The sequence below is a fragment of the Variibacter gotjawalensis genome, assembly GCF_002355335.1.
Classification (GTDB): domain Bacteria; phylum Pseudomonadota; class Alphaproteobacteria; order Rhizobiales; family Xanthobacteraceae; genus Variibacter; species Variibacter gotjawalensis.
On the sequence record NZ_AP014946.1, the window covers coordinates 203,246 to 224,472 of the forward strand.

At 63.0% G+C, this 21,227-nt stretch carries 22 protein-coding genes; 16 read left to right on the top strand and 6 right to left on the bottom strand.

The genetic code is table 11. The features are described from left to right. The first annotated feature begins 11 nt into the window (after positions 1–11). The 3 genes from GJW30_RS00915 (at position 12) to GJW30_RS00925 (ending at position 3,539) form a co-directional block, all read left to right on the top strand. On the top strand, positions 12–1,634 hold the full coding sequence (locus GJW30_RS00915; protein WP_096350571.1) for a flavin-containing monooxygenase: 1,623 nt from the start codon (positions 12–14) through the stop codon (positions 1,632–1,634). 17 nt (positions 1,635–1,651) lie between these two features. Continuing rightward, entirely contained in the window at positions 1,652–2,449 is a 798-nt protein-coding gene (locus tag GJW30_RS00920; protein WP_096350573.1) for an enoyl-CoA hydratase-related protein, read from the top strand. 187 nt (positions 2,450–2,636) lie between these two features. Next, the gene (locus GJW30_RS00925; protein WP_096350575.1) at positions 2,637–3,539 is read left to right on the top strand and encodes a DMT family transporter; all 903 of its coding nucleotides are present in this window, start codon (positions 2,637–2,639) and stop codon (positions 3,537–3,539) included. A gap of 181 nt (positions 3,540–3,720) precedes the next feature. Here the strand turns inward: GJW30_RS00925 and GJW30_RS00930 are convergent, their stop codons facing one another. Both GJW30_RS00930 and GJW30_RS00935 read right to left on the bottom strand, forming a co-directional pair. After that, on the bottom strand, positions 3,721–4,584 hold the full coding sequence (locus GJW30_RS00930) for a sulfurtransferase (protein ID WP_096350577.1): 864 nt from the start codon (positions 4,582–4,584) through the stop codon (positions 3,721–3,723). A gap of 5 nt (positions 4,585–4,589) precedes the next feature. After that, positions 4,590–5,771: a pyridoxal phosphate-dependent aminotransferase gene (locus GJW30_RS00935; protein ID WP_096350579.1), complete on the bottom strand. Its 1,182-nt coding sequence runs from the start codon at positions 5,769–5,771 to the stop codon at positions 4,590–4,592. 319 nt (positions 5,772–6,090) lie between these two features. Between GJW30_RS00935 and GJW30_RS00940 the strand changes: the two genes are divergently transcribed. The 3 genes from GJW30_RS00940 to GJW30_RS00950 all read left to right on the top strand — a co-directional run bounded on the left by GJW30_RS00940 (position 6,091) and on the right by GJW30_RS00950 (position 9,793). Further along, the gene (locus GJW30_RS00940) at positions 6,091–7,338 is read left to right on the top strand and encodes a hemolysin family protein (protein ID WP_245408613.1); all 1,248 of its coding nucleotides are present in this window, start codon (positions 6,091–6,093) and stop codon (positions 7,336–7,338) included. A gap of 130 nt (positions 7,339–7,468) precedes the next feature. Continuing rightward, entirely contained in the window at positions 7,469–9,349 is a 1,881-nt protein-coding gene (locus GJW30_RS00945; protein WP_096358579.1) for an IlvD/Edd family dehydratase, read from the top strand. Between the two features lie 18 nt (positions 9,350–9,367). After that, positions 9,368–9,793, top strand: a complete 426-nt coding sequence (locus GJW30_RS00950) for an SRPBCC family protein (protein WP_096350583.1) — start codon at positions 9,368–9,370, stop codon at positions 9,791–9,793. Between the two features lie 154 nt (positions 9,794–9,947). On the opposite strand, the gene GJW30_RS00955 is transcribed toward GJW30_RS00950, so the two are convergent. Together GJW30_RS00955 and GJW30_RS00960 are read right to left on the bottom strand one after the other, a co-directional pair. Continuing rightward, on the bottom strand, positions 9,948–10,748 hold the full coding sequence (locus tag GJW30_RS00955; protein ID WP_245408614.1) for a transporter substrate-binding domain-containing protein: 801 nt from the start codon (positions 10,746–10,748) through the stop codon (positions 9,948–9,950). Between the two features lie 20 nt (positions 10,749–10,768). Beyond that, positions 10,769–11,575, bottom strand: coding sequence for a transporter substrate-binding domain-containing protein (locus tag GJW30_RS00960; RefSeq protein ID WP_157746667.1), 807 nt, complete (start codon positions 11,573–11,575; stop codon positions 10,769–10,771). A 174-nt stretch (positions 11,576–11,749) separates the two neighbouring features. On the opposite strand from GJW30_RS00960, the gene GJW30_RS00965 reads away from it, so the two are divergent. Genes GJW30_RS00965 through GJW30_RS00985 form a run of 5 tightly spaced genes read left to right on the top strand, consistent with a single transcriptional unit; the run spans position 11,750 to position 15,013 of the window. Further along, entirely contained in the window at positions 11,750–12,568 is an 819-nt protein-coding gene (locus GJW30_RS00965; RefSeq protein ID WP_096350587.1) for an isocitrate lyase/PEP mutase family protein, read from the top strand. Then, positions 12,568–13,260: a GNAT family N-acetyltransferase gene (locus GJW30_RS00970; RefSeq protein ID WP_096358581.1), complete on the top strand. Its 693-nt coding sequence runs from the start codon at positions 12,568–12,570 to the stop codon at positions 13,258–13,260. The genes GJW30_RS00965 and GJW30_RS00970 overlap by 1 nt, the downstream gene beginning before the upstream one ends. Continuing rightward, positions 13,257–13,715 carry a GNAT family N-acetyltransferase gene (locus GJW30_RS00975; RefSeq protein ID WP_096350589.1) on the top strand — a complete coding sequence of 153 codons (459 nt, stop codon included), beginning with the start codon at positions 13,257–13,259 and terminating at the stop codon, positions 13,713–13,715. Before GJW30_RS00970 ends, GJW30_RS00975 begins: the two co-directional genes overlap by 4 nt. Positions 13,716–13,733: 18 nt before the next feature. Further along, the gene (locus tag GJW30_RS00980; RefSeq protein WP_096350591.1) at positions 13,734–14,480 is read left to right on the top strand and encodes an SDR family oxidoreductase; all 747 of its coding nucleotides are present in this window, start codon (positions 13,734–13,736) and stop codon (positions 14,478–14,480) included. A 50-nt stretch (positions 14,481–14,530) separates the two neighbouring features. Further along, positions 14,531–15,013: a hypothetical protein gene (locus tag GJW30_RS00985; protein WP_096350593.1), complete on the top strand. Its 483-nt coding sequence runs from the start codon at positions 14,531–14,533 to the stop codon at positions 15,011–15,013. On the opposite strand, the gene GJW30_RS00990 is transcribed toward GJW30_RS00985, so the two are convergent. Continuing rightward, positions 15,014–15,988: an NAD(P)H-dependent flavin oxidoreductase gene (locus GJW30_RS00990; RefSeq protein ID WP_096350595.1), complete on the bottom strand. Its 975-nt coding sequence runs from the start codon at positions 15,986–15,988 to the stop codon at positions 15,014–15,016. It abuts the gene before it with no gap. 151 nt (positions 15,989–16,139) lie between these two features. Between GJW30_RS00990 and denD the strand changes: the two genes are divergently transcribed. The 3 genes from denD to sfsA all read left to right on the top strand — a co-directional run bounded on the left by denD (position 16,140) and on the right by sfsA (position 19,084). Beyond that, positions 16,140–17,123 carry a D-erythronate dehydrogenase gene (denD, locus tag GJW30_RS00995; protein WP_096350597.1) on the top strand — a complete coding sequence of 328 codons (984 nt, stop codon included), beginning with the start codon at positions 16,140–16,142 and terminating at the stop codon, positions 17,121–17,123. A 153-nt stretch (positions 17,124–17,276) separates the two neighbouring features. Beyond that, positions 17,277–18,368 (top strand): NAD(P)H-dependent flavin oxidoreductase, encoded by a 1,092-nt coding sequence (locus GJW30_RS01000; RefSeq protein ID WP_096358582.1) that lies wholly within the window; start codon positions 17,277–17,279, stop codon positions 18,366–18,368. Positions 18,369–18,370: 2 nt separating this feature from the next. Next, entirely contained in the window at positions 18,371–19,084 is a 714-nt protein-coding gene (gene sfsA / locus GJW30_RS01005; protein ID WP_096350599.1) for a DNA/RNA nuclease SfsA, read from the top strand. A gap of 175 nt (positions 19,085–19,259) precedes the next feature. On the opposite strand, the gene GJW30_RS01010 is transcribed toward sfsA, so the two are convergent. Next, the gene (locus GJW30_RS01010; RefSeq protein ID WP_096350602.1) at positions 19,260–19,472 is read right to left on the bottom strand and encodes a tautomerase family protein; all 213 of its coding nucleotides are present in this window, start codon (positions 19,470–19,472) and stop codon (positions 19,260–19,262) included. A 145-nt stretch (positions 19,473–19,617) separates the two neighbouring features. On the opposite strand from GJW30_RS01010, the gene map reads away from it, so the two are divergent. Continuing rightward, a complete protein-coding gene (map, locus tag GJW30_RS01015; protein ID WP_096358583.1) occupies positions 19,618–20,442 on the top strand; it encodes a type I methionyl aminopeptidase in 825 nt (274 codons plus the stop codon). A gap of 12 nt (positions 20,443–20,454) precedes the next feature. Next, the gene (gene radC / locus GJW30_RS01020; RefSeq protein WP_096350605.1) at positions 20,455–21,156 is read left to right on the top strand and encodes a RadC family protein; all 702 of its coding nucleotides are present in this window, start codon (positions 20,455–20,457) and stop codon (positions 21,154–21,156) included. Positions 21,157–21,227: the final 71 nt, after the last annotated feature.

The window sequence follows — 21,227 nt, forward strand, 5'->3', positions numbered from 1 at the left end:
ATACGTTGGCGATGACTGCAGCGAATGGCCGCTCCCCGTCCAAGACCTACGATGCCGTCATCGTCGGTGCCGGTTTCTCGGGCCTCTATGCGTTGCACCGTCTGCGCGACGATCTCGGCCTGAAAGTCCGCGTCCTCGAAATGGGCGAAGAGGTCGGCGGCACCTGGTACTGGAATCGCTATCCGGGCGCGCGCTGCGACTCCGAAAGCTACACCTACACCTACTCCTTCTCGCCGGAACTCGATCGCGAATGGAGCTGGTCCGAGCGCTATCCGGAGCATCCGGAGATCCGCCGCTATCTCAATTTCGTTGCCGACAAGCTCGACCTCAAGCGTGACATCGAATTCGGCGCGCGCGTCACCGGCGCAACCTTCGACGACGCGGCCAATCGCTGGACCATCACGACGGAGACCGGCGAGACCTTCACGGCGCAATTTTTCATCACGGCGGTCGGCTGTCTCTCGACCACCAACGTGCCGAAGTTCAAAGGCCTCGATAGCTTCAGGGGCCGCTGGTACCACACGGGCGCTTGGCCGCATGAAGGCGTCGACTTCACAGGCAAGCGCGTCGGCCAGATCGGCACCGGCTCGACCGGCATTCAGGCCGCGCCGGTGATCGCGGAGCAGTCGAAACATCTCACGGTCTTCCAGCGCACGCCGAACTACAGCGTGCCGGCCCGCAACGGCCCGATGAGCGAGGAGTTCAAGCAGCACCTGCGCGACAATTACACTGCGATCCACGACAAGAAGCGCACGACGACGAACGGCCACCCCTTCGACATCTCGTCGACCTCGGTGCTCGACGTCTCGCCGGAAGACCGCGAGCGCATACTCGAAGCCGCCTGGACCGAAGGCAGTCTGAAATTCCGCGCCGCCTTCAGCGATACGCTGACCAACATGAAAGCCAACCAGGTCATCTCGGATTGGCTGCGCAACAAGATCCATCAGGTCGTGAAGGACCCGGAGATCGCCGAGCGTTTGACGCCGCGCGACCACGGCTACGCCACCAAGCGCCCGCCGATCGACACCGATTATTTCGAAACCTACAACCGCGACAACGTCACGCTCGTCGATATCCGGAAAGAGCCGATCGTCGAGATCACGCCGAACGGCATTCGCACCGAGGCGAGAGAATATCCGCTCGACATCATCGTTTTCGCGACCGGCTTCGACGCGCTGACGGGGCCGCTCTTCGCACTCGGCATCGAGAGCCGCGACGGCAAAGCACTCCGCGATGTCTGGGCGGCAGGCCCGCAGACCTATCTCGGCCTTCAGGTGCCGGACTTCCCGAATCTCTTCACAATCACGGGGCCCGGCAGTCCGTCCGTTCTCGCCAACATGCCGGTCGCGATCGAACAGCATGTCGATTGGATCACCGACTGCATTCGCCACATGCGCGACAGCGGCAAGCAACGCATCGAAACCACCGAAGCGGAAGCCGAGACGTGGGGCAATGAGGTCGATCGGGCCGCCAACGCGACGCTGCTGCCGATGGCATCGAGCTCTTGGTATCTCGGTGCGAACGTGCCGGGCAAACCCCGCCGCTTCATGCCCTACGCGGGTGGCATGGCGCATTACGCGAAGCTGTGCGAAGGAATCGCACGCGATGGCTATCGCGGATTCCAATTCTCATAGCAGTCGCCAGAGAGATCATGACAACGTCTAAGACCGCAGGCCCTGTGCTTTGGAACGTCGACGCCAAGGGCGTCGCACACGTTTCCTTCAATCGCCCCGACGTCAACAACGCCTACAATGGCGAACTCATTGAAGGCGTGCTCGAAGCGCTCGACACGTTGTCGAACACCGAAGGCCTGCGCGCCGTGCTGCTCACCGGCAACGGCAAACACTTTCAGGCCGGCGCCGATCTCAAATGGATCAACGAAGTCCGCAATGCCGACTTGGCCGAAAACGTGCGCGTCTCGCGCGCGACCGCCGACGCCGTGCGTCTCCTCAATCTCGCGCCGGTGCCGACCGTTGCGCTCGTGCAAGGCGGCTGCTTCGGCGGCGGCACCGGCATCGTCTCGGCCTGCGATGTCGTCATCGCGGCCGACAATGCGATGTTCTCCATCGCGGAAGTGCGTTGGGGCCTCACCGCCGCGATCATCATCCCGCAGCTCAACGATGCGATCGGCGTGCGCCAGGTGCGCCGCTACGCGCTGACCGGCGAGCGTTTCGATGCCGACACCGCGCGCCGTATCGGCCTCGTCCACGAAGTCGTACCGCTCGGCGAACTCGAAGCCGCCGGACATCGCATCATCGATCACCTGTTGCAGAATGGCCCCGAAGCGATTGCCGATACGAAATCGCTGATTCTGGAAGGCGCGTTCGCAGACATCCCGAACGAGTCGTACAACGAATTGGTCGAGAGCCATGCGGCGAAGCGGCAATCCGAAGAAGCCGCCGAAGGTCTGCTGTCGTTCAAGGAGAAGCGCGCGGCCCGCTGGGGTTAAGCGGCTTTGAGGTGTCGTGCAGCGACAAAATCCGCTCCTACCCGCGAAAGCGGGTATCCAGCCTCCGCCCGGCAGGGCGTCACAATCTTTCAACTGTGAAATTGCATTTGATTTGCGTGCTCGCTTACGCTCGCTTGCTGGACCCCCGCTTTCGCGGGGGAGAGCGGAGCGTGGGGCTGGCAACTGAATGAGCGCGTCACAGCCAACGCCGAGTAGCTACTTCTCACCAACAGTCATCGGCGTCCTCTGCGGTCTCGGCGCGGCCTTCGGCTGGGCCGCCGGCTTCGTCGCGGCACGCCACGCGATCAAGATCGGCTTCGCGCCCGCCGATCTCGCTTTCCACCGCTTCGCCTGGGCCGGCCTCATCTTTCTGCCGGGCGCATTGCGTCTCGGCTTCGGCGATCTCGCCGGCGTCGGCTGGCCGCGCGGATTGACGATGGCGCTGCTCGCCGGGCCGCTGCTCGCGGTCGCGAGCTATGTCGGCTTTCTCCTCGTGCCGCTTGGCCACGGCGCCGTCATCCAGCCCGCAATGGCGGCAACCGGCGGTCTCGTGCTCGCGTGGCTCCTGCTCGGAGAGCCGCTGCTGGCGAAGCGTATTATCGGCGCCGGCGCGATCATCTGCGGGCTCGTGCTGCTGGTCTACGAATCGCTCGCGCATGCGGGCGGCATCGCGGTTCTCGGTGACTTGAGTTTTGTCGCCGCCGGTTTGTCGTGGGCGCTGTTCGGCACGTTGGTGCGGAAATGGAATATCGAACCGGCGCGCGCAACGATGATCGTCTGCGTGCTTGCGCTCTTGTTCTACACGCCGATCTATTTTGCGATCTATCGCGACCACATCGTGCAGTTCGGTCTCTGGGAAAACGCGTTGCAGATTTTCGTGCAGGGCGTGCTCGCCGGCCCCGGCGCGATTCACCTTTACTCACGTGCGGTCGTTTATCTCGGAGCATCGCGCACCGCGGCATTCCCCGCGATGGTGCCGCCGATGACGTTGCTGATCGGCTTCATCACGCTCGGAGAAGTGCCGACGTTGTTGCAGCTTCTGGGCTTAGGCGTTGTGGCGCTGGGTTTTCGCGCCGTGGTATCGCGCTGACGATTTGTGCCCTTTCGGCAACATCCGAGCCGAGACTGCAACACACGGGGCGATTCCCTATAGGAGCCGGCCGGTGTTTGTGCGATCAAGGCTGCGACAGTTTGGCCCGCCAGGGGGCTATCTACGGGGGCAAAACCCCGCTTCCCAAACGGAAGCGGGGTTTTTCTTTTGTGCGAGTGCCTTAGCGCCCTGTCGTCATCGGCAGCGACGGATCCGCGCCCCACTCATTCAGCGATGCATCGTAAATGCTGACGTCGCCGCGCCCGATCAGTGCGAGGCCGAATGCATCGCCCGTCGCCGCGATGCCTCCGCCGCAATACGCAATCGTCTTGCCGCGCTCGAGCACCCCGGCCGCCTCGAACTTCGCGCGGATGGCGTCGGGCGAGAGAAACAAATTCGTGTCCGGATCGACGAGATCCTTTGCCGGCACGTTGATCGAGCCCGTGATGTGGCCCGGACGATCGAATGTCGTGCCCCCGGTGCCGTCATGCTGCTCCGCCGTCAGCGCATTGAGCACATGCGTGTCTTGGCTTTGCAGCGCCGCCAACACATCGTCCTTCGTGCAGAAAAAACCGTAACGCGGCTTCGGGATGAATTCGGCCGGCGGATAATGCTCTTCGCCGGTCGCGACTGGGCGGCGCTCCGCCGTCCATTTTTTCCACGATCCATCGAGCAGCGCGACATTGTCGAAACCGTTCGCACGCAGCAGCCACCAGACGCGCGCGGCCCAGTACCACGTCGTCGTCGAATAGAGCACGACCTTCGACGTATCGCCGACGCCGAGCCGCGACATCGCGGCGGCGAAATCATCCGGCGACTGCGCGGTGAATCGCAGCGGCGAATTTTTGTCGGAGAGATCGTTCGCGACGTCGATGAAGGCGGCGCGCGGAATATGTCCGGCGCGGTAAGCTTCGAGCTGCGGCTCGGCCGTGTATTGCTTGGTCGGATGCGGGATCAGTTTGACCGAGCAATCGAATATGCGCAGGTCCGGATCGTCGAGTTCGTAAGCGAGCCACTCCGTCTCGACGATCAGGCCCATTTTCATCTGCGTTACGCCGCTTTTCGGTTCGACAGGAAATCGCCCATGCGTGCGAGCGCTTTTTGAATGTTCTCGGTCGAGTTCGCGTAAGAAACGCGCATGTAGCCTTCGCCGAGAATGCCGAAATCCGGCCCGCCGATCAGCGCGACGCCGGCATCTTCCAGCAGCGACGACGCGAGCGCCTTCGCCTTCCAGCCGGTGCGCGAGACGTTCGGAAAGGCGTAGAACGCGCCCTTCGGCGTCGCGCAGGACACACCCGGCAATGCGTTAAGACCCTTCACGACAACGCCGCGGCGGCGATCGAATTCCGCGACCATCTTCGTGACCTCATCCTGCGGACCGTTGAGCGCGGCGATGCCGGCATACTGCGCCGATGCGTTGACGCACGAATGCAGATTGACCGCGAGCTTGCGCGCGAGATCGTAAAGCTTGCCGGGCCAGATCGCGTAACCGAGACGCCAGCCGGTCATCGCATAAGTCTTCGACCAGCCGTTGAGAATGATGAGACGATCGCGGATCGACGGATAGTTGAGCAGAGTGACGTGCTCTTCGCCGTCATACGTCATGTGGTCGTAAATCTCGTCCGACATCAGCGCGACATGCGGATGCTTCTCGAGACCGGCGACGAGCTTGTCGATCTCGGCCTTCGGCGTCACGCCGCCGGTCGGGTTCGCGGGCGAGTTGATGATGAGGAGGCGCGTCTGCGGCGTGATCAGCGCGAGCGTCTCTTCGGCCGAGAACGCAAAGCCGTTCTCTTCGCGGATCGGCACCGGGATCGGACGCGCGCCCGTGTATTCGATCATCGAGCGATAGATCGGGAAGCCTGGGTCCGGATAGAGGATGTCGACGCCCGGCTGACCGAACATCAGGATCGCCATGTACATCGTGGGCTTGCCGCCCGGCATGATCATGACTTCGTCCGGCGAGACCTTGGCGCCGTAACGGCGGTCGAGCGAGGCCGAGACTGCCTCGCGCAATGGCTTGATGCCGGTCGCCGGCGTATAGCCGTGATGGCCGTCTTTGAGCGCCTTGATGGCGGCTTCGACGATATGCTCCGGGGTGCGGAAGTCCGGCTGGCCGATGCCGAGGTTGATGATGTCCCGGCCCTGCGCCGCGAGGTCGGTTGCGCGGGCGAGCACCGCGAAAGCGTTTTCCTCGCCGATACGGTCGAAATTGGCGACGGTTTGCAGCATTTGTTTCCTCCGGCGCGACGTTTCCCGCGCATTTCCAGCCTTTTCGGCGCGCTTTATGACGCCTGAATCGGTGTTTCGCCAGTGTTAGTTGAGACGCGGCAGCGTTGCCGAAATGGCTCAAGCCATCGCCCAAAGCTTAACTCTGGGTTGTGCACAACGAAAATATGACAACAAACTCAACCAGCTAACAAAAATTTCAGCCGTATCCCGTTGCTTGTGGCGCTGCAAACAGTATGTTGGCCGCATCATGGGCATGTGGCTCGAGCTCACTATTGTGGTGGGGCTCGTTCTTCTCAACGGATTTTTTGCGCTAGCGGAGATGTCTGTCGTCTCCTCGCGGCGCTTGCGTCTGCAGCAAATGGCGGAAGCCGGCTCCAGCGGGGCTGCGCGCGCCGTCGCGCTGGCGGACGATCCGGGCAAATTCCTCTCCTCCGTTCAGTTCGGCATCACCCTTATCGGGATCATGTCCGGCGCGTTCGGCGGCGCGACGCTTGGCGCGCGCCTGGGGCCTTTGTTGAACGAGTTCTCGTTCATCGCCCCACACGGCGAGAATGTCGCCTTCGTTATCATCGTCATCTTCATCACGGCGCTGTCGGTCATCGTCGGTGAGCTCGTGCCGAAGCGCGTCGCGCTATCGAACCCTGAGCCGATCGCCGCCAAGGTCGCGCGTCCGCTCGAAATCGTCTCGATGATCGGCCGCCCGTTCGTCTGGTTCTTCGAGCGTTCCACAGCCGGCATCCTCGCGCTGCTGAACGTCAAGGATCGCGGCAAGGAAGGCGTCACCGAAGAAGAGGTGAAGTTCGCTATCGCGGAAGGCACCGAAGCCGGCGTCATCGACGAAGTCGAAGAAGAGATGATCCACGGCGTGCTCGATCTCGCCGATCGCACGGTCGCTTCGATCATGACGCCACGCCCGGACGTTTACTGGATCGACCTCGACGACGATCCGGAGACTATCGCGCGCGATATCGCGGAGTGCCAGTATTCCCGCGTCGTCATCGCTAAGGATGGCGACATGAGCCACCCGCTCGGCGTCGTCCAGATCAAAGATCTCGTGCCGGATTTGATCGGCGGCCGCGGCATCCGCCTCGAAGCGCATGTGCGCGACCCGGAGCATGTGCCGGAAGGCATTCCGGCCATGCGCATGCTGCAGACGTTCCGCACGACGCCGCTGCATGTCGCTTTCGTCTTCGACGAATACGGCGACTTCCAAGGCCTCGTCACGCTCACCGACATCATGGGCGCCATCGCCGGCGACTTGCCGGAGCAGCACAAGCAGACGCCGCAGGAACTCCATCGCCGCGACGACGGCTCGTGGCTGGTCGACGGCCGCGCCTCGATCGACGAGGTCAAGGAAACGCTTGGCCTGCGCTTCGAGACGACCGGCGAATTCCACACGGCAGCTGGTCTCGTGCTCGATCGTATGTCCCGTATTCCGGACGAAGGCGACCACTTCACCTTCGAGGGCTGGCGCATCGAAGTTATCGACATGGACTCGAACCGCATCGACAAGCTGCTGTTCATCCCGCCGGCGCTCACGCCGGATGAAGCTGCGGCGGCGAAATAACCCTCCCCTAAACTTGTTCTAGACAAGCGGCGCGAAGAAGCGTCATGAAGGATGAGAGTGCGCGCCTAACGTGTGGCTCGCAAGAACCGTAAAAGACTGATCGCGCGAAGACGTGATCACGGAGGAAACGATGGCGAAGGGTAACGGAAAAACACCTGGCACGAACGGCCACAAAGCTGGCCCCGCCAGCCCGAAAGCCGGCAAAGAGCCGGGCACTCCGCACCCGAAGGGCAAGAAGCGCCGCTCGCAGCTGTGGTTCGACAATCCGGAAAATCCCGGCATGACGGCGCTCTATCTGGAGCGCTACGTCAACTTCGGCATCACGCTCGAAGAGCTGACCTCCGGCAAGCCGATCATCGGCATCGCGCAGACCGGCTCGGACCTCTCGCCGTGCAATCGCCACCACATCGATCTTGCCAAGCGCGTGCGCGACGGCATCGTTGCGGCAGGCGGTATCGCGCTCGAATTTCCCGTCCACCCGATTCAGGAAACCGGCAAGCGCCCGGGCGCCGCGCTCGACCGCAACCTCGCCTATCTCGGCCTTGTCGAACTTCTCTATGGCTACCCGCTCGACGGCGTCGTGCTGACGACCGGCTGCGATAAGACGACGCCGGCCTGCATCATGGCGGCCGCCACCGTGAACCTTCCGGCCATCGTCCTCTCGGGCGGCCCGATGCTGAACGGCTGGTGGAAGGGCGAACGCGCCGGCTCCGGCACAGCTGTTTGGCAGGCGCGCCAGGAGCTCGCCGCCGAGCGTATCGACTACAAGGAATTCATCGATCTCGTCGGCTCGTCCGCGCCGTCGATCGGCCACTGCAACACGATGGGCACCGCGTCGACGATGAACGCGCTCGCCGAAGCGCTCGGCATGTCGCTGCCGGGCTGCGCCGCGATCCCCGCGCCGTATCGCGATCGCGGCCAGATCTCGTATCGCACCGGCCTGCGCATCGTCGAGATGGTCGAGGAAGACCTAAAGCCGTCTGACATTCTCACCCGCGAAGCTTTCGAGAATGCGATCGTCGCAAACTCTGCGATCGGCGGCTCGACGAACGCGCCGATCCACATCAACGCGATCGCGCGCCATATCGGCGTGCAGGTCTCGATCGAGGACTGGGAGAAGGTCGGCTACAACGTGCCGCTGCTCGTCAACATGCAGCCGACCGGGAAATATCTCGGCGAGGAATACTACCGCGCCGGCGGTCTGCCCGCGGTCATGAACGAACTCCTCAAGGCGAAGCGCATTCACGGCAAGGCCCTCACCGTCAACGGCAAGACGATGGCCGAGAATCTCAAGGGCGCGGAGATCCACGATGAGGACGTCATCCGTCGTTACAAGAAGCCGCTGAAGGAAAACGCCGGCTTCAAAATTCTGAAGGGCAATCTCTTCGACAACGCCGTGATGAAAATCTCCGGCATCTCGGAAGAATTCCGCCAGCGCTATCTGCTCAATCCGAAAGACCCGATGGCGTTCGAAGGCAAAGCCGTCGTGTTCGAAGGCCCGGAAGATTATCACCACCGCATCGACGATCCGAAGCTCAAGATCGACGAACACACGATGCTGTTCATCCGCGGCACCGGCCCGATCGGTTATCCGGGCGCGGCCGAGGTCGTGAACATGCAGCCGCCGGCAGCGCTCATCAAACGCGGCATTCTCTCGCTGCCGTGCATCGGCGATGGCCGTCAATCCGGCACATCGGGCTCCCCGTCGATCCTCAATGCGTCGCCGGAAGCAGCAGCAGGTGGCGGCCTCGCGTTGGTGAAAACCGGCGACCGAATCCGCATCGATCTCAACAAGGGCGAGGCGAATATCCTGATCTCGGCCGGCGAACTCGCACAGCGACGCGCCGATCTGCAGAAGCGCGGCGGCTTCCCGATCCCGGCGAGCCAAACACCGTGGCAGGAAATCCAGCGCGAGATGGTCGAACAGCTCGGCGACGGCATGGTGCTCAAGCCGGCCGTGAAGTATCAGCGTGTCGCTCAGCGCTCCGGCGCTCCGCGCGACAACCACTAGGGTCGGCGGCCGACACGTTTGGACGCCGCTGCCGACATCGTCATTTTTCGCCCGCGCCGCGAGGTCGCGGCCTTCATCATGGATCCGCGCAACGATCCGTTATGGGGAACGTCGATCGAATCCGCGCGTCCGCTGCAGCCGGGACCGTTGGTGACCGGCGCGCGTGTCGAACAGATTTCGAAGGCGTGGGGCGTGCGCAGTTCGGTGATCTACGAAGTCACCTCGATCGAAGCCGATCACCACATGGAGCTGCATGTCGCCGACCCGGTCGACATGTGGATGCTCTACGAACTCGACGACACGCCGGGCGGCACGCTCGTCCGCGCGCGCACCAAAGCGTCGATGCCGCAGTCCTTCGCGTTCAAGGTGTTCTCATTCCTGGCGCGCTGGAATTTGCGGCGCGATCTCCGCAAGCTGAAGCGGCACCTGGAACGCGCGCCTTAGGACCGGCATCGGAAACGAGCCTCTCCTTCGTCATTGCGAGGAGCAGCGCGTAGCGCGCGACGAAGCAATCCAGCTCTTTACCGCGTGGCCCTGGATTGCCACGTCGCGGCAGCGCTTCGCGCAATGCCGCTCCTCGCAATGACGGCTGCCGTAACTACGACCGCGACCCCGCGGGCGCGACGGGGCTATCCGGATATCCCGCCGCATCGAGCGCCTTGCGCACGACGCCGGACTTTTTCGCATCCTCGAGGAAATCCGTGACGAGGCCGAGCGCGGCCTCCTTGCCCTTCTTCACCGCAATCGCAATACCGATCTGCTGAAACGCGCCGTCGACGATGCGCGATCCTGCGATCTGTTTCACGTAGGTTGGCAACGAGTCGCGGGAGAGCGCGAACGCATCGGCCTTGCCGTCGCGCAATGCCGACACGGCGTCTTCCACCGACGTCACCGGCGCGATCGTCGTGTTCTTCAGCGTGCGTGTCGCCGCGCGGATCGTCGTCGTATTCGCGATGCCGATCACACGCATGCCGGCGCGATCGACCTCCTCGACAGTCTTCGCGCCGGATGCGCCGGTTGCCATATAGGTGCTCTCGCCGAGAGTGTAGTTCGTGCCGAACGCGATGCGCTTCTTGCGCTCCTCGTCGACCGGCATGAACGACACATCGACCGCTCCCGACTCCGTCGCGTCCGTCGCAAGCCCGGAATTCGGAAACAGCACGAACTCGACCGGCAGTCCGAGGCTTGCGCCGAGCGCCTTGCCGATATCGTGCGTCACGCCGCGCGCTTGCCCGTTAGCATCCTTCACGACGAAGAACAGCGACATCGACGGCGCGAACACCAATCCGACGCGCAGTGTTCCGTTCGGCGCAAGTTCCTTCTTCGCGTTGTCGTCAGCCATGGTGTCTCCTGCCATCGTGATCGCGGCCAGAAGCACACCGATCTTCATCCATCGCATCGCGGTTCTCCGCGTCATCGTCAAGACCGCGAACCCGCAGGCGCGACCTTCGTTTTCTGCAAGCCCGCCGCATCGAAAGCGCGGCGCACGGTGCCGTCCTGTTTCGCGGCCTCGATGAAATCCGTCATGATCTTCAGCGCGGCAGCGCGTCCCTTCGGCACCGCGATCGCCGTGCCGGTCGCATGAAAATATCCATCGAGCACGCGCGCACCCGGAAACTGATCGACGAGGGATTCGAGCGACTCGCGGCCGAGCGCGATGGCATCCGCTTTGCCGTCCTTCATCATCGCGACGGCTTCGTCGAGCCCCTTCGTCCCGATCGCCTCGGTGTTCTTGAGCGTGCGCCGCGCCGTGCGGATCGTTGCCGTATTCTCGACGCCGACAACGCGGACGCCCGGCCGGTCGACCTCTGCGATGCTTTGGATCTTCGAACCCGGCGCGACCATGTAGGTGCTTTCACCGAGCGCGTAGTTCGGGCCGAAATCGACGAGCTTCTTGCGCTCGTCGTCGACCGGCGTGAAGCCGACATCCCACGTGCCGCTCGAAGCCGACTCGATGATCTCACCGGAACTCTTAAGCTCCACGAACGTGACTGGAATCCCCAGTTTCGCGCCGAGCGCCGTGCCGAGATCGATCGTCACGCCGCGTGGCCGCCCGGTCGTCGCATCGCGCGTCGTCCACAGCGCGGAGGCCGCGGGGCCGACCGCGACGGCAACCCGCAACGTGCCGGTGGGAGCCAGTTCCTTCATCGTCGCCTCACGATCCTGGGCTTGAGCCGAAAGCGAACATGCGAGCAGTGCCGCGAGACACGATCCTAAAAGCCGCATGGTTCCTCCGCCGATGTGGCGCATTGATTGTCGCCATCAATTCATTTCATTGGATCATGCTTCGGCTCTCACCGAAACATGGTGGCTGCGCAAAATGCAAGGATCAGGGCTGCTCGGAAGCGCTTGCTTCGGGTGATTTTTTGATAAGCTTAAGCAAACTGCCGGGGTTACGCCATGACATCGATCGCCGACCGCCGCCGTGAATTCCGCCGCCTGCATGAGAGTGGCTGCTTCGTTATCCCGAACCCGTGGGACGTCGGCAGCGCCAGATACCTCGCGTCCGCCGGCTTCAAAGCCCTCGCGACGACGAGCGCCGGCGCCGCCTGGACCTTGGGCTATGCCGACGGCAAATGCCCCGAAGACGAGATGCTCGCGCATATCGCATCGATCGTGAATGCGACGAACCTGCCGGTGAATGCCGACTTCGAAGGCGGCCACAGCGACAGCCCGGACGATATCGGCGGCAGCGTCACGCGCTGCATCGAGACCGGCGTCGCGGGCCTCTCGATCGAGGACTACACGAACGACAAGGACGATCCGATCTACGACTTCGATCTCGCGGTCGCGCGCATCAAGTCGGCACGTCTCGCAGTCGATCGCGCGGGCGGCGATGTACTGCTGGTCGGCCGCGCCGAAGGGCTCATCCGCAATCGTCCGGACTTCGACGAGATCATCCGCCGTCTCGACGCCTACTCGAGCGCCGGCGCCGACTGTCTCTACGCGCCAGGAATTGCGACTGCGGAGCAGATCGCGGCCGTCGTCAAAGTCGCGGGACGCAAGCCCGTCAACGTGCTCATGGGCGCGCCGAGCAAACTCTCCGTCAAAGACCTCGAAGAACTCGGCGTGCGGCGCATCAGTGTCGGCGGCTCGCTCGCGCGCAGCGCTTGGGGCGGCTTCGTCCGCGCCGTGAAAACGATCACAGAGCAAGGAACGTTCGACGGCTTCAAGGATGCGATGCCGGGTGTCGAAATCAACAAACTGCTGAGTCAATGATGCAAGAAAAAGTGGGCGGACCTGTGGGTCCCATCGTCGACACGACGCCCGGCAAACTGCCGGGCGCCGTCACGTTGCGCGGCCGTTTCGGCCACATCGAAAAGCTCGATGCGGCCCGTCACGGCAAGGACTTGTGGCAAGGCGTCAAGAGCGACGACACGCTATGGAACTATCTCGGCTACGGCCCCTTCCCGGACGAAACCGCGTTCCAGGAATGGCTCGCGACGCGCCCGCCGCTCGCGGACCCGTATTCCTACGCGATCGTCGACGCGGACGGCCGCGCGGTCGGCATCTCGACGCTGATGGAAATCCGCCCCGCGATGCGGGTGATCGAGGTCGGCAACATCCTCTACGCCACGCCGCTGCAACGCACACCGCTGGCGACCGAAGCGCAGTATCTCCTCGCGCGCTACGCCTTCGAAGACCTCGGCTATCGCCGCTACGAATGGAAATGCAACGCGCTCAACGCGCCGTCGCGCCGTTCCGCAAAGCGTTTCGGCTTCACATACGAGGGCGAATTCCGCCAGCACATGATCATCAAGGGCCGCAACCGCGACACGTCGTGGTTCTCGATGACGGATGCGGAATGGCCGGCATGCAAAGCCGCATTTGAACGCTGGCTCGCACCTGATAACTTCGATGCCGCCGGACGTCAGAAGGCGACACTCGAAGCGTGTCGAGGAACTGCATGAACCTCTCGTCCCTGCGCCGCGCCGATTTGCGCGATCTCGAAGCCGTGCGTGCGTTTCAACACGGCGCCTACGCGCGCAATCGCGCGATCCAGAATGTCGAGCCGCTGCCGCTGATGGTGGAATATGCGGACATCTTTCGCACCCACGAAGTCTGGCTCAGCGAACAAGGCGGCGCGCTCGGCGGCGTCCTGATCCTGGAGGATCGCCCAGAGGATCTTCTGGTCTGGAGCGTCGCGACCGCCGAGACCGCAAAGGAATCCGGCATCGGCAATCAGATGATGACGGCGGCGGAGGAACGTGCCGCCGAACTCGGCAAGTCTGTCATGCGCCTCTACACGGGCCAGAAGCTCACCCGCAACGTTGCGTGGTACGAGCGTCGCGGCTATGTGATTGAGCGCATCGAAACCATGCCGGATCGCAACGTCGTTCACATGGTCAAGACGCTGAACAAATAAGCTTAAAGGCGAGGGACCATGGCGGGCAGGCTTCAAGGCAAGACGGCGTTCATCACGGCGGCAGCGGCCGGCATCGGCCTCGCAAGCGTCGAGACATTCCTTGCCGAGGGCGCGAAAGTCATCGCGACCGACATCGACGAAGCCGGCCTCAAGAAACTCAAAGGCGCGATCACGCACAAGCTCGACGTAACATCGACGGACGCCGTGAGCGCGCTCGCGAAGGACGTCGGCCCGGTCGATATCCTGCTCAATGCGGCAGGCTGGGTCCACCACGGCACCGCGATCGACACCAAGGAAGAAGACTGGGATCGCTCGTTCGACCTCAACGTGAAGTCGATGTACCGCACGATCCGCGCCTTTTTGCCGGGCATGCTGGAAAAGAAAAAGGGCTCGATCATCAATATCGCGTCGGGCGCGTCTTCTGTGCGCGGCATCCCGTTCCGCTACGCTTACGGCACCACGAAAGCCGCGGTCATCGGCCTGACCAAATCGGTCGCCGCCGACTACATCCGCCAGGGCATCCGCGTAAACGCCGTCTGCCCAGGCACGATCGAAACGCCGTCGCTCGGCATGCGCATCGACACGCTGTCGCGGCAGAGCGGCAAGTCGATCGAAAAAGTGAAACAGGACTTCGTCGATCGCCAGCCGATGGCGCGCCTCGGCACCGCGCAAGAGATCGCCTGGCTGTGCACGTATCTCGCCTCCGACGAGTCGAGCTACACGACCGGCCAGGTTCACCTCGCCGACGGCGGCTTCGCGCTCTAACGCGGCTCTCCGGTCAGTAACCGGAAACCATTGCACGCTAGTGTTCGCCCATGATCGAGGCGAACAACGGCCGCATCATCTATCGTGAAAGCCTGTCGGCCTGGATCAGAGCCTTCGCTCTGTTTCTGGGCCTCGGCTGCGGCACGATGATCCCCTACCCGTTCATCATCCATGCGCGCTGGAGCGAGCCGTCCTGGACGCTCCTCCTCGCGGCAGCCTGCATCGCCTTCGCGGTGCTTGTCGGATTGCTGTTCGTGATCATCGCACTCGCCGGCGTGCAGGAACTCGTCTTCCACCAGTATCGCCGCACGCTGTATCGCAAGCTAAGCGGCCCGCTCGGCGTCTGGCGACGGGAAATTCCGTTCTCGCAACTATCGAATGTGGAGACCGCGACGCGCGAAACCGAGGACGGCCCAGCGCCGTTCGTCCGCTTTCGCGTCGCCGGCTGGAAACGTGCTATCGAACTGCACGGTCTCGGAGACCGCACATCCACCGACGCATGGCGAGACCGCATCGCCGCGATGATCCGGTAGCTACTCAGCGGCTTCCCGCACCGGACTGCTGTAGGCGCGCGCGTCGGCCGCGAAGGTGCCGACCGCATTCACGTATTCGCGGCGCATATGTGCGACGAGTTCTGCCATCGTCGGGATATCGTGGATCGAACCGACACCCTGCCCGGCCGACCAAACGTCCTTCCAGGCCCGCGCATGGCCGCTCGTATAGCCCTTGTCGTTGACCGGCATATTGTCCGGATCGCCGCCTGACGCGACGATGCTGGGCTTCAGGAAGTTGCCCGAAACACCGCTGATCGCCGGTGTGTAGAGAATGTCCGACGCGGTGCTGTCGACGACCATCTGCTTGAAGCGCTCGTCCGCCATGCTCTCCTTCGTCGCGATGAAACGCGTGCCGATATAGGCGAGATCCGCCCCCATCATCTGCGCGGCCGCGATATGGCGTCCCGTCGACATCACGCCGGATAGCAAAATCGTCCCGTGGAAAAATTTGCGGATTTCGCTGACGAGCGCGAACGGGCTCATCGTGCCGGCATGGCCGCCCGCACCCGCGCACACCGCGATCAAGCCGTCGACCCCCGCCGCCGCGGCCTTCTCGGCGTGGCGGATGTTGATGACATCGTGGAAAACGAGACCCCCGTAGCTGTGCACGGCTTCGACCAGCTCCGACACGGCGCCGAGCGATGTGATGATCAGCGGCACCTTGTGCTTGACGCAGAGCTTGAGGTCCGCATCGACGCGCGGGTTCGACTTGTGGACGATCAGGTTGACGCCGTAGGGCGCCGGGTGCTCGGCCTTGTGGCTGTCGAGCCGCTGTTGGATTTCCTCAAGCCAAGCCTCGAAACCCTCGGAGGTGCGCTGGTTGAGCGCCGGGAATGTGCCGACCACACCGGCGCGGCAGGCTTCGACCACCAGATCCGGCCCGGAGCACAGAAACATCGGGGCCGCGATGGCGGGCAAACGCAGACGGCCTTGGAAAGATTGCGGGATTGGCAATGGTCTCACTCCCTTGGGTCAAATTCTTGTTGTGCGATTTTTGCAAAGCGCGGCGACCCGCACAAGCATTCCGTTACGCGCGCAAATGCGTTAGTGCTGGCGTCCGCTGCGCATCGCGCTGAAACGAAAAGAAATTCCGACGGAGGCAACAATGCACGTATTGATCACCGGCGCGGCCGGCATGATTGGCCGCAAACTGACCGAGCGCCTGGTTCGAGAAGACGGCCTCAACGGCCAAGCCATCGACAAGCTCACGCTCACGGACATCGTCAAACCGGCGGCGCCGGCCGGCTACACCGGCAAGGTCAAGGCTTACGCGGCCGACATCGCCGACACCAAGCAGAGCGCCAAGATGGTGTCGGAGCGCCCGGACGTCATTTTCCACCTCGCATCGATCGTATCGGGCGAAGCCGAACTCGAATTCGACAAAGGTTACCGCATCAACTTGATCGGCATGCTCGGCCTCATCGAGGCCGTTCGCCGCACCGGCGAAGACTATCATCCGAAATTCGTCTTCACATCGTCGGTTGCCGTTTTCGGCGCGCCGTTCCCGCATTCGATCCCGGACGAATTCCACCTGACGCCGCTGACGTCATACGGAACACAAAAAGGCATCTGCGAGCTGCTGCTCGCCGATTACACCCGCAAGGGCTTCCTCGACGGCGTCGGCATTCGCCTGCCGACCATCTGCGTGCGCCCCGGCAAGCCGAACAAAGCGGCGTCCGGCTTCTTCTCCGGCATCATCCGCGAGCCGCTCGCCGGCGTCGAGGCGATCCTCCCGGTCTCCGAGAGCGTGCGCCACACGCATGCGACGCCGCAGTCGGCCGTCGGCTTCCTCATTCACGCGGCCGGCCTGACGAAAGAGCAGCTCGGCCATCGCCTTAACCTCACGATGCCGGGCGTCAACGTCACGGTCGGCGAGCAGATCGAGTCGCTGCGCCGCGTCGCCGGCGACAAGGTCGCGTCGCGCATTCGCCGCGAGCCAGACGAACTCATCATGCGCGTCGTCGGCGGCTGGGCCGAACGCGTCGACGCTAAGCGCGCGCGCGAACTCGGCTTCAAGGCCGAGGACTCGTTCGACGACATCATCCGCACCCACATCGACGAGGAGCTGGGCGGCAATATCGCTGCCTGACGAAACACCACTCTCCTCGTCATTGCGAGGAGCAGTTGCGAAGCAACGCGACGAAGCAATCCAGCTCTTTCTTTCTGGCTTCTGGATTGCCACGTCGCGGCTTCGCCGCTCCTCGCAATGACGGAGTTGTCCGCACGCGTTCAGGTTATTCACATGCGCCAGACACAGAAGCTGCTCGATCTGCTCAAGATCGATATCCCTCTCATTCTGGCACCGATGGCCGGCGTCTCGACACCCGAACTCGTCGCGGCAGTGTCGAACGCAGGCGGTCTCGGCTCGTACGGCTGCGCGATGCTCAGCCCGGAGCAACTCACCAGTGAGGCCGAGCGTATGCGCGGCCTCACCAACCGCAGCTTCAATCTCAACTTCTTCTGTCACACGCCGCCGAAATACTCCGAAGCGCAGGAGACCGCGTGGCAGAATCGTTTGTCCGGCTATCATCAGGAGCACGGTGTTTCGCCGCAGCCCGGCACGTCCGCCTCACGCAATCCGTTCGACGAAAAATTTCTCGAACTCACGCTCGCCATCAATCCGCGCGTTGTGAGCTTCCACTTCGGCCTGCCGCCTGCCGCAATGATGCAGACGCTGAAAGACGTCGGCATCGTCATTCTCGCGTCGGCAACAACTGTCGCGGAAGCGCGTTGGCTCGCCGAGCACGGCACCGACATTGTCATCGCGCAGGGCGCGGAAGCCGGTGGCCATCGCGGCATCTTCCTCGACCCGAATAGCAACGACGTATCGGGGCAGATCGGCACCTTCGCGCTCGTGCCACAAATCGTCGATGCGGTCGACGTGCCGGTCATCGCGGCCGGCGGCATCACGGATGCGCGCGGCGTCGCGGCGGCTTTCATGCTCGGCGCCGACGCAGTTCAGATCGGTACCGCCTACATGTTCACGCCGGAAGCGAAAGTCAGCGCGCTGCATCGCGGGGTGCTCAAGAGCCGCGATGCCGAGAATACCGCGCTCACCAACCTCTTCACGGGCCGTCCGGCGCGCGGCGTCGTCAATCGGCTGATGCGCGAACTCGGCCCGATCAACGATGTCGCGCTGCCTTTTCCGGCCGCTTCCGCCGCGGTCGCGCCCCTGCGGGCTGCCGCCGAGAAACAAGGCCTCGGCGACTTCACGCCGCTGTGGTCCGGCCAGGCCGCCGCGCTTGGTCGCGAGGTCGGCGCCGCCGAGCTGACACGCCAGCTTTACGAAGACGGCGCTAAGCTGCTGGCGAGTGCACCGAAGCTTCCTGCCTGACGGTGCGTTTTTCGCCGCCGCTTATCCCCGCGACTCTGGTGCGGCGCTACAAGCGCTTCCTCGCCGACGTCGTGCTGCGGTCCGGTGAGGAGATCACCGCGCATGTCGCCAATCCGGGCGCGATGACGGGGCTCGCCGCGCCAGGCTCGCGCGTGTGGTTGTCGAAATCCTCCGATCCGAAACGCAAGCTTCCGTATGCGTGGGAGGTTGTCGAAGTCGATCTCGGCGCCGGCATCGAATGCGTCGGCGTCAACACGGCTCATCCGAACCGCATCGTACAGGCGGCGCTCGCCGCGAATGCGATCCCGGAGTTGGCCGGCTATGCGAACATTCGGCGCGAAGTGAAATACGGCGAAGGCTCGCGCATCGATTTTCTGCTCGAGCATCCAGACAAGCCGCCGTGTTACGTCGAGATCAAGAACGTGCATTTGATGCGCACGCCTGGCCTCGCGGAATTTCCCGACAGCGTGACGGTGCGTGGTGCGCGCCACATGCACGAACTCGCCGCGATGGTCCGCGCCGGCAATCGCGCCGTGATGCTGTTTCTGATTCAGATCGGATCGGCAAAGCGGTTCGCGCCGGCCGCCGATATCGACCCGGCTTATGCTCGGGCTTTGCGGACCGCGCACGAAGTGGGCGTTGAGGTGCTGGCTTACACGACGAACATCACGTCGGAAGGAATTGAGTTCGGGACGCGCGTGCCTGTTGAGCTGTAACTGGGCTTCACGCCTCTAGCGTCCCCTCTCCCGCTTGCGGGAGAGGGTCAGGGTGAGGGCAAGCGGCAATTGCAAATACCGCGATTTCCCCTCACCCGGCTCGCACAGCGCTCGCCACCTTCTCCCGTAAACGGGAGAGGGTTTTCGAGAACGCCGCAACGACCGAGAATTTGCCCTACCCCTTCTTCGCCGCCCTCGCTCGGATCGCCTTCACGGGCTCGCCGCCGACGCCCCAGGCTTCCATGTCGACTTCCTCAATCACGACGAAGGTCGATGCCGGGTTCTTGCCGAGCACCTTCACCAGCACGTCCGTCATGCCCTTGATCACGTCGGCCTTCTGCTGCTCGGTCGCGCCGTCGCGCGTGATCTTCACATTGACGTAAGGCATGAGCGGTCCTCCTCCCGATAACCCGTTGTTTGAGCGAAATTTGTAGCGCAAGCCGGAGCGGAAGGCGATCCGCCCCGGCGTGCGCCGAAAACGGGTTGCGCGCCGAGAAATCTCGCCTATTTTGCCCGTAACAGCAGGACAGATGATGACTTACGTGGAAGCAGCGACCGCACCGCTGCGCAAGAACGGCCAGATCAAACTCTACGGCAAGGACGCCTTTGCGGGGATGCGCAAGGCCGGCGGCCTCGTCGCCGAATGCCTCGATATGCTCACCCCCATCGTCAAGCCGGGCGTCACCACCGAGCACATCGACAATCTTGTGTTCGAATTCGGCATGGACCACGGCGCCTTCCCGGCGACGCTCGGCTACCGCGGCTATCGCAAATCGTCCTGCACCTCGATCAATCACGTCGTCTGCCACGGCATCCCGAACGACAAGCCGTTGCGCGAGGGCGACATCGTCAACATCGACGTGACGCTGATCCTCGACGGCTGGCACGGCGACTCGAGCCGCATGTATGCGATCGGCGAAATTCCCCGCCGCGCCGAGCGCCTCATCGACGTGACGCACGAAGCAATGGAGCGCGGCATCGCGACCGTCCGCCCCGGCAGCACCACGGGCGATATCGGTCACGCGATCCAATCTTTCGTGGAGCCGCAGCACATGAGCGTCGTGCGCGACTTCTGCGGACACGGTCTCGGCCGTCTCTTCCACGACGAACCGAACATCGTACATGTCGGCCGTCCGGCGGAAGGCATCGTGCTCAAGCCCGGCATGCTGTTCACGATCGAACCGATGATCAATCTCGGCCGCCCACACGTTAAAGTTTTGTCGGACGGCTGGACAGCTGTCACACGCGACCGCTCGTTGTCGGCGCAGTTCGAACACACGGTTGGCGTGACGCAAAACGGCGTGGAAGTTTTCACACGTTCGCCGAAAGGCCTCGACAAACCAATCTTCCGCGCATGATCATTCGCCCGCATGGGCGAACACGCGAAAGGTCTTGAAGAGGCGCCGCATTATTACGGCCATCGTGAACGTTTGCGCGCGCGCTTTCGCGACGCCGGCGCCGATGCCCTGGCGGATTACGAACTCCTCGAGCTTTTGCTCTTCCGCTCGATCCCACGTCGCGACGTCAAACCGCTTGCGAAGGCGTTGATCGAGAAATTCGGCTCGTTCTCCGAAGTGATCACGGCTTCGCCCGAACGTCTCAGCGAAGTCAGTGAGCTCAGCGATAACGTCATCACGGAGTTGATGGCGATTCACGCTGCGGCACAGCGTTTGACACGTGGCCAAGTGAAACGCCGGCCCGTTCTGTCGTCATGGTCGTCGGTGATCGACTATTGCCACACCGCGATGGCTTTTGCGGACAAGGAACAATTCCGCATTCTCTTCCTCGACAAGCGCAATCAGCTGATCGCCGACGAAGTGCAGCAAACCGGCACAGTCGATCACACGCCCGTTTATCCGCGCGAAGTGGTGAAGCGCGCGCTCGAACTATCCGCGACCGCCATCATCCTTGTCCACAATCACCCCTCCGGCGATCCCACGCCGTCGCAAGCCGACATTCAAATGACGCGGCAAATCGCAGAAGTTGCAAAGTCTCTCGGTATCGCGCTTCACGATCACATCATCGTCGGCAAAGAAGGCCACGCGAGCTTCAAAGGCTTACGGTTGATCTGAGAGAAAATCTCTCACGCAAACACATTGTACAGTTGTCTTTTCGCGATCGCTTTAATCAACACGAAAAGGTC